6 protein-coding genes and 2 pseudogenes are annotated in these 7,470 nt (G+C 62.3%); 2 read left to right on the top strand and 6 right to left on the bottom strand.

Translation table 11 applies throughout. The features are described 5' to 3' along the window. A pseudogene (gene argD / locus KH616_RS18645) lies at positions 1 to 274 on the top strand (acetylornithine transaminase); the annotation flags it as partial. A gap of 271 nt (positions 275 to 545) precedes the next feature. Here argD and KH616_RS18640 read toward each other — a convergent pair. The 6 genes from KH616_RS18640 to ispH all read right to left on the bottom strand — a co-directional run bounded on the left by KH616_RS18640 (position 546) and on the right by ispH (position 6,831). After that, a complete protein-coding gene (locus KH616_RS18640; protein ID WP_292249622.1) occupies positions 546 to 1,262 on the bottom strand; it encodes an ABC transporter ATP-binding protein in 717 nt (238 codons plus the stop codon). Next, positions 1,262 to 2,038 (bottom strand): ABC transporter ATP-binding protein, encoded by a 777-nt coding sequence (locus tag KH616_RS18635; protein ID WP_292249621.1) that lies wholly within the window; start codon positions 2,036 to 2,038, stop codon positions 1,262 to 1,264. The genes KH616_RS18640 and KH616_RS18635 overlap by 1 nt, the downstream gene beginning before the upstream one ends. A gap of 28 nt (positions 2,039 to 2,066) precedes the next feature. Further along, positions 2,067 to 3,233: an ABC transporter ATP-binding protein gene (locus KH616_RS18630; protein WP_292249620.1), complete on the bottom strand. Its 1,167-nt coding sequence runs from the start codon at positions 3,231 to 3,233 to the stop codon at positions 2,067 to 2,069. A gap of 12 nt (positions 3,234 to 3,245) precedes the next feature. Continuing rightward, positions 3,246 to 4,196 carry a branched-chain amino acid ABC transporter permease gene (locus tag KH616_RS18625; protein WP_292249619.1) on the bottom strand — a complete coding sequence of 317 codons (951 nt, stop codon included), beginning with the start codon at positions 4,194 to 4,196 and terminating at the stop codon, positions 3,246 to 3,248. Between the two features lie 211 nt (positions 4,197 to 4,407). Beyond that, positions 4,408 to 5,601, bottom strand: coding sequence for a branched-chain amino acid ABC transporter substrate-binding protein (locus tag KH616_RS18620; protein WP_292249618.1), 1,194 nt, complete (start codon positions 5,599 to 5,601; stop codon positions 4,408 to 4,410). 270 nt (positions 5,602 to 5,871) lie between these two features. Further along, positions 5,872 to 6,831, bottom strand: a complete 960-nt coding sequence (ispH, locus tag KH616_RS18615) for a 4-hydroxy-3-methylbut-2-enyl diphosphate reductase (protein WP_292249617.1) — start codon at positions 6,829 to 6,831, stop codon at positions 5,872 to 5,874. A gap of 18 nt (positions 6,832 to 6,849) precedes the next feature. On the opposite strand from ispH, the pseudogene KH616_RS18610 reads away from it, so the two are divergent. Beyond that, positions 6,850 to 7,470: pseudogene (locus KH616_RS18610) on the top strand (PAS domain-containing protein); the annotation flags it as partial.

Genomic DNA, 7,470 nt, shown 5'->3' with positions numbered 1-7,470 from the left:
TGAGCGCGGCGAATACCTGAAGCGCAAGCTGCTCGAACTGTCGGAAGAGCGCGGCTTCGAAGGCGAGCGCGGCGAAGGTCTGCTGCGCGCGCTGTTGCTCGGCAAGGACATCGGCCCGCAGATCGTCGAGAAGGCGCGCGAGATGCAGCCGGACGGCCTGCTGCTCAACGCGGCGCGCCCGAACCTGCTGCGCTTCATGCCGGCGCTCAATGTGACGAACGAAGAGATCGACCGGATGATGGCGATGCTGCGTACGGTCCTCGACTCGCTCTGAGCAGACCCGTTCGCTGGACGCTGCCGCCGATGATGTCGTCGTTCGTCCGTTCGATCGCGCCGTCGATAGCGAGGCCGCGCCCGGCTGCCTGAGAATCAACCCGCAGGCCGTGCCGGGCAATGCGGATGCATGCCGCGTCGCCCGGCGCTCGCGCCGACGAACGCATGTCGTGGCAAGCCGCCCGCCGCCTGAGCGCGGCGCCCGTGATCCATAAAAAAGCCGCATGCCCGTCAGGACATGCGGCTTTTTCTGCGCCATACGGCTGTCGGGCTTATTCGCCCAGATACGCGGCGCGCACCTTCGGATCGTCGAGCATCTGCTTCGCGTCGCCCGACATCGTCACCGTGCCCGAGTCCATCACGTAGCCGCGGTCCGCCGCCTGCAGCGCGAGACGCGCGTTCTGCTCGACCAGCAGCACCGTGATGCCCTCCTTCGAGATCGTGCGCACGACTTCGAAGATCTTCTCGACCATGATCGGCGACAGACCCATCGACGGCTCGTCGAGCAGCAGCAGCTTCGGCTTGGAGAGAATCGCCCGCGCCATCGCGAGCATCTGCTGCTCGCCGCCCGACAGCGTGCCCGCGAGCTGCGTCGCGCGCTCCTTCAGGCGCGGGAAGAAGCCGAACATCCGGTCGACGTCCTTCTTGATCTGCTCCTTGTCGTTGCGCAGATAGGCGCCCATCTGCATGTTCTCGATGATCGACATCCGCGCGAAGATCCCGCGGCCTTCCGGCACCATCGCGAGGCCGCGCTTGAGCAACTCGTGCGACGGCACGCCCTTGATCGACTTGCCGTCGTATTCGATGTCGCCCGCCGAATACGGCTTCAGGCCGGTGATCGCCTTCATCGTGGTCGTCTTGCCCGCGCCGTTCGCACCGATCAGCGTCACGAGCTCGCCCTGCTGGACTTCCATGTCAACGCCCTTGACGGCCTGAATGCCGCCGTAGTTGACCTGCAAGCCCTTGATTTTCAACATTGCCGCTGCCATCAGTGCACCCCTGCGCCGAGATATGCCTCAATCACCTTCGGATTCTTCTGCACGTCCTGCGGCAGACCCTCGGCGATCACCTTGCCGTAATCGAGCACCGTCATCCGGTTGCACAACCCCATCACGAGCTTCACGTCATGCTCGATCAGCAGGATCGTGCGGCCGTCCGAGCGGATCTTGTCGAGCAGGCGCGTCAGTTCCACTTTCTCCGTCGCGTTCATCCCGGCCGCCGGCTCGTCGAGCGCAAGCAGCTTCGGATCGGTCGCGAGCGCGCGCGCGATCTCGAGACGGCGCTGGTGGCCGTACGACAGGTTGCGCGCCGTGTAGTCCGCGTACTGCAGCACGCCGACGTATTCGAGCAGCTCGATCGCACGCTCCTTGATCTCGCGCTCTTCCTTGCGCTCGGCCGGCGTCTGGAACACTGCGCCGAGCAGGCCGTGCTTGGTGCGCACGTGGCGACCCACCATCACGTTCTCGAGCGCCGTCATCCCGCCGAACAGGCGGATGTTCTGGAACGTGCGCGCAATGCCGGCCTTCGCGACCTGGTGCACCGCGGTCGGCGTGTATTCCGTGCCGTCCAGCTTGAATTCGCCGGAATCCGGCGTGTACAGGCCCGTGATCACGTTGAAGAACGTCGTCTTGCCGGCGCCGTTCGGGCCGATCAGCCCGTAGATCTCGCCTTCCTTGATCTGCAGGCCCACGTCGGACAGTGCCTGCAGGCCGCCGAAGCGCTTGTTCACGCCTTTGACGGACAGTCGGATTTGTTTGTCGCTCATGTGTGTTTCTCCTTCTCCTGCCTGTCCGTTATGCACGCGCCGACTTGGCGCCGCGCTTCGCCAGCTTCGCGATCTTGTCCTCATGCTTCGGCGCGGGCCACAGGCCTTCCGAGCGGTACAGCATGATGACCACCATCGCGAGGCCGTACAGCGCCTGGCGGATCACTTCGGTATCGACGATGTCGTGGCCGAACAGCGCATGCTGCAGCGGGCTCATCGTCGAACGCAGGAATTCCGGGAAGATCGCGAGCAGCACCGCACCGAGGATCACGCCCGGGATATGGCCCATGCCGCCCAGCACCACGCAGGCGAGCACGACGATCGATTCCCAGAACGTGAACGATTCCGGCGACACGAAGCCCTGGAACGAACCGAACATCGCGCCCGACAGGCCGCCGAACGACGCGCCCATTGCGAACGCAAGCAGCTTCACGTTACGGGTGTTGATGCCCATCGCCTTCGCCGCGATCTCGTCCTCGCGGATCGCCGCCCATGCGCGGCCGATGCGCGAATGCTGCAGGCGCGTACAGGTCCAGATCACGAGCAGCGCGCAGAGCACGAACAGGTAGTAGTACATGTAGACCGACGGCAGCTGGATGCCGAAGATCGAGTGCGTCTGCGCGAGATTGAAGCCCGCGACCTGCACCGGATCGATCCCCGTGATCCCCTTCGGGCCGTTCGTGATGTTCACCGGACGGTCGAGGTTGTTCATGAAGATCCGCACGATTTCACCGAAACCGAGCGTGACGATCGCGAGGTAATCGCCGCGCAGGCGCAGCGTCGGCGCGCCGAGCAGAATCCCGAAGATCGCCGCCAACGCCATGCCGATCGGCACGATGAGCAGGAACGGTACGTGCAGTCCGTTGGGCGCGAGGTGCGCGATCCACTCGAACTGCGTGGCCAGGTGCGGCGAAGACAGCAGCGCCGCCGTGTATGCGCCCACCGCGTAGAACGCGATGTAGCCCAGATCCAGCAGGCCGGCGAAGCCGACCACGACGTTGAGGCCGAGTGCGAGCATCACGTACAGCATCGCGAAGTCCAGCACGCGGACCCAGTAGTTGCCGCCGGCCGCGCCGATCACGATCGGTGCGGCGATCACGAAGGCCGCGGTCAGGATGCCGATGGTGACGGTTTTCGCGGTATTGCGTTCCTCGACGAGCGTCGTCGAGGTTTCGATCGGTTGAATGGATGTCATGTTCTTGCTCCCTTACGCGCGGTCCGCGACACGTTCGCCCAGCAGGCCCGACGGACGGAACACCAGCACGATGATCAGCACGATGAATGCGAACACGTCCTGGTAGTTACTGCCGAACACGCCGCCCGTGAGATTGCCGATATAGCCGGCACCCAGCTGCTCGATGAGGCCGAGGAGCACCCCGCCGACCATCGCGCCCGCGAGGTTGCCGATCCCGCCCAGCACCGCGGCGGTGAATGCTTTCATACCGGGAATGAAGCCCATGTAGAAGTGCACGTTGCCGTATTCCGAGGCGATCATCACGCCCGCCAGCGCGGCCAGCGCCGAACCGATCATGAACGTCGCCGAGATCACGAAGTTCGGGTTCACGCCCATCAGGCTTGCGGTGTTCGGGCTTTCGGCAATCGCACGCATCGCACGGCCGAGCTTGGTCTTGTGGACGAGCAGCAGCAGGCCGCCCATCACGATGAACGCCACGACGATGATCACGATTTCAGTCATCGAGATCACCGCGCCAGGCGTCGTATCGGTCGGCTTGATCACGTTGATCGGATCGGTCGGCAACAGTTGCGGGAACGGCAGCGGGTTGCGCCCCCAGATGATCATCGCGGCGGTCTGCAGCAGGATCGACACGCCGATCGCGGTGATCAGCGGTGCGAGACGCGGCGCACGGCGCAGCGGCCGGTACGCAACACGCTCGATCGTGAAGCCGACGGCCGCACAGACGGCCGCCGCGACGCCCAGAGCAATCGTCAGTGTCGCGACGTTGCCGAGCGCCGGGAAGTGGTTCTGCAACACGGTGATCGCGGAAAGCGCCACCATCGCGCCGATCATCAGCACGTCGCCATGCGCGAAGTTGATGATGCCGAGAATGCCGTACACCATCGTGTAGCCCAACGCGATGATGGCGTAGACACTGCCAAGCACCAGCCCGTTGAGGATCTGCTGGACGAAAATATCCATTTAAAGCTCCTTGGCCCGTGTTGCCGGATGACGCTGCGCCTGGCCGGTAAGCAAGGAATCGCGTGATCTCGACGACACTGCGGGTACTAGAAAAGACCGGTAAGGGTTGATCGTCCCGGCGCGCGCCGCCCGGCCTGTACAGCCGAGCCAGCCGCCGGAGCGGATACAGAAACGGCACCGCACTGATCCGGTGCCGTCATGGTTCCCGTCGCTACATCGTCACGACATCGAGGACGGTTTTCTTGGCCTCCTTGAAGTCGTAGAGCGTAATCACCCCTTCTTTCAAGTCGCCGTTCGGAGCGAATGCGATGTGACCGATTACCCCGCGGTAATCGGTCGACGGCATCGCAGCCAGCACCTTGGACGCTTCGATCGAATTGGCGCGCTTCATCGCGTCGACGATCACGTAGACGGCGTCATACGCGAACGGCGCGTAAATCTGCACCGGCGTGTGGAAGCGGTCTTCATACGACTTTTCGAAGTCCGCTCCTTTTTCCATCCTCGACAGGGCGAGCCCCGCCTCCGAACAGATCAGGTTCTGCACCGCGTTGTCCGCGAGCTCGACCACCTTGCCGGTACACACGCCGTCGCCGCCAAGGATTTTTGCTCCGATTCCGAGCGCCATCGCCTGCTTCGCAAACGGGCCGCCCGTCGCATCCATCCCGCCGTACATGATGGCGTCGGGATGGCCGCTCTTGATCTTCGTCAGGATCGACTTGAAATTCGTCGTGCGTTCGCTGGCCGCTTCGCGCACGACGATCTGCCCGCCCGCAGCCCGGACGGTCTTCGCGAATTCGTCGGCCAGTCCCTTGCCGTATGCGGTCGCGTCGTCGACGACCGCGAAGCGCTTCGCGTGGAGCGCATGCAATGCGTAGTTGGCGAGCGCGGGGCCTTGCTGCGCGTCTGTCGCCACGACGCGGTAGGTCGTCTTGAATCCCTGCTTCGTATAGTCGGGATTGGTCGAGGAAGGAGAGATCTGCACGATGCCTGCGGCGCTGTAAACTTTCGACGCCGCGATCGACACCCCCGAATTGAGGTGCCCCACCACGGCCACGACCCGGTCGTCGACCAATTTTTCAGCAACTTGCGTGCCCGTTTTCGGATCGGCCTCGTCGTCCTCGGCAACCAGTTGCAGCTGCACCGGATGACCGTCGATCGTCAGGCCGTGCGCGTTGATCTCCTCGACCGCCAGACGCGCTCCGTTCTCATTGTCCTTGCCAAGATGCGCGATGCTCCCCGTCAATGGGGCGGCATGGCCGATTTTGACGACGCGCACGTCGCTGGCCGGCGCTGCCGCGGACGCCGCAGCCCCTTTCCCCGCCTCGTCGTCGCTCTTCTTGCTGCAGGCGGCAAGCATTGCAACCGCTGCGGCGACGGACACGGCGTAAGCCAACTTCACATGCATCAAATAGGTCTCCTGCGCCTTGCCAAAACCGGGTTTCGCGACCGCTCAGGCCTGAAAACGGGCGAATTGTAACTCCATTTATAGGACGCCAATATTCCTGATTCGATGGGGTTTTCCTGCATTGCAACCGTTTTTTGGCACCCGTTTTTGCAAGACAGGACAACCAGGTTGCACCAGACAAGGGAGCGCCGGTTGCGATTGCACTGGCGCGAGGCAAAAAAAACGCGCCCCGGTGGGGCGCGCTTCATTCATGCAAGGATTCCGGAAGAATCAGGCCGCGGGCGGCAGATTCAGTCCGCGCGGCAGCGGGAACGACACGTTCTCCTCGATCCCCTCGAGCGCACGGACGTTGCGCACGCCGAGTTCGCGCAACCGCGCGATCACCGCCTGTGCGAGCACCTCGGGCGCCGACGCGCCGGCGGTCACACCGATGCGGCGCTTGCCCGCGACCCATGCCGGATCGATCTGCTCGGGCGCATCGACCATGTATGCGGCAACGCCGCGTTTCTCCGCCACTTCGCGCAGGCGGCTCGAGTTCGAGCTGTTCGGGCTCCCCACGACGATCACGACGTCGCACTGCGGCGCCATGAACTTCACCGCGTCCTGGCGGTTCTGCGTCGCATAGCAGATGTCCTGCTTCTTCGGCTCGCGGATCTTCGGATATTTCGCCTTCAGCGCGCCGATGATCTCGGCCGCGTCGTCAACGGACAGCGTCGTCTGCGTGACGAGCGCGATGCGGTCCGGATCGGCCAGTTCGAGCTTCTGCACGTCCTCGACGCTCTCGACGAGATGCATGCCGCGCTCGACCTGCCCCATCGTGCCCTCGACTTCCGGGTGACCCTTGTGCCCGATCATGACGATGTCGACACCATCCTGGCGCATCTTCGCCACTTCGACGTGCACCTTCGTGACGAGCGGGCACGTCGCGTCATAGATCCGCAGCCCGCGCACGTCGGCTTCGTCGCGCACCGCCTTCGATACGCCATGCGCGCTGAAGATCACGGTATTGCCGGACGGCACTTCCTCGAGTTCCTCGACGAAGATCGCGCCCTTCTTTTTCAGATCCTCGACGACGTACTTGTTGTGAACGATTTCGTGGCGCACGTAGATCGGCGCGCCGTGCATGGCGATTGCGCGCTCGACGATCTCGATCGCGCGATCGACGCCTGCGCAGAAGCCGCGCGGCTGCGCGAGCAGGATTTCAGTAGTCGTCTTAGTCCTGTAGGCCAATATGAGGCCGATCGTGTGGTGAATATCTTCAACCGCATGATGGAACAGCTCAAGAATGAACGTCTCCGCCTGCGTGAACAGAATAATTTTCTTGATTTGCTGATTAAAGCTTCTCCGATGGGAGTGATTATAACTTCCCTTGATGAAGACCTTTCGGAATTGAATCCGATGGCTTTGAAAATGCTGGGTGTTCGTTTGGAAGACGTACAAGGCAAGAAGATGAAAGAGATTGATTCTCCGTTAGCGGTGGAATTGGCTAACCTCCCGAAAGGAGAGAAGGTAACCGTCCGTCTGAACGACTCGAATATCTACCGGTGTACTCATTCTTCTTTCATTGATCGTGGATTTCAGCATCCCTTCTACTTGGTAGAAACCCTCACCGACGAAGTGATGAAAGCGGAAAAGAAAGCATACGAGAAAGTGATTCGCATGATTGCCCACGAAGTGAACAACACGACTGCCGGCATTACTTCCACACTGGATACGGTAGAACAAGCCCTTTCCTGCGAAGAAGGAATGGAAGACATCTGCGACGTGATGCGTGTATGTACCGACCGTTGTTTCTCGATGAGTCGTTTCATCACCCGTTTTGCCGATGTGGTGAAAATCCCCGAACCGACACTTTCTTCTGTTAATCTG

This window comes from Burkholderia sp. (assembly GCF_018375725.1).
Lineage (GTDB): Bacteria > Pseudomonadota > Gammaproteobacteria > Burkholderiales > Burkholderiaceae > Burkholderia.
Note: the sequence above shows the minus strand (reverse complement) of the source record. Positions and strands in the feature narration are given on the sequence as shown.

Coding starts and splice junctions, on each gene's coding strand:
- KH616_RS18625 (WP_292249619.1), bottom strand. CDS start 4,196: ATGGATATTTTCGTCCAGCAGATCCTCAACGGGCTGGTGCTTGGCAGT.
- KH616_RS18635 (WP_292249621.1), bottom strand. CDS start 2,038: ATGAGCGACAAACAAATCCGACTGTCCGTCAAAGGCGTGAACAAGCGC.
- KH616_RS18640 (WP_292249622.1), bottom strand. CDS start 1,262: ATGGCAGCGGCAATGTTGAAAATCAAGGGCTTGCAGGTCAACTACGGC.
- KH616_RS18630 (WP_292249620.1), bottom strand. CDS start 3,233: ATGACATCCATTCAACCGATCGAAACCTCGACGACGCTCGTCGAGGAA.
- KH616_RS18620 (WP_292249618.1), bottom strand. CDS start 5,601: ATGCATGTGAAGTTGGCTTACGCCGTGTCCGTCGCCGCAGCGGTTGCA.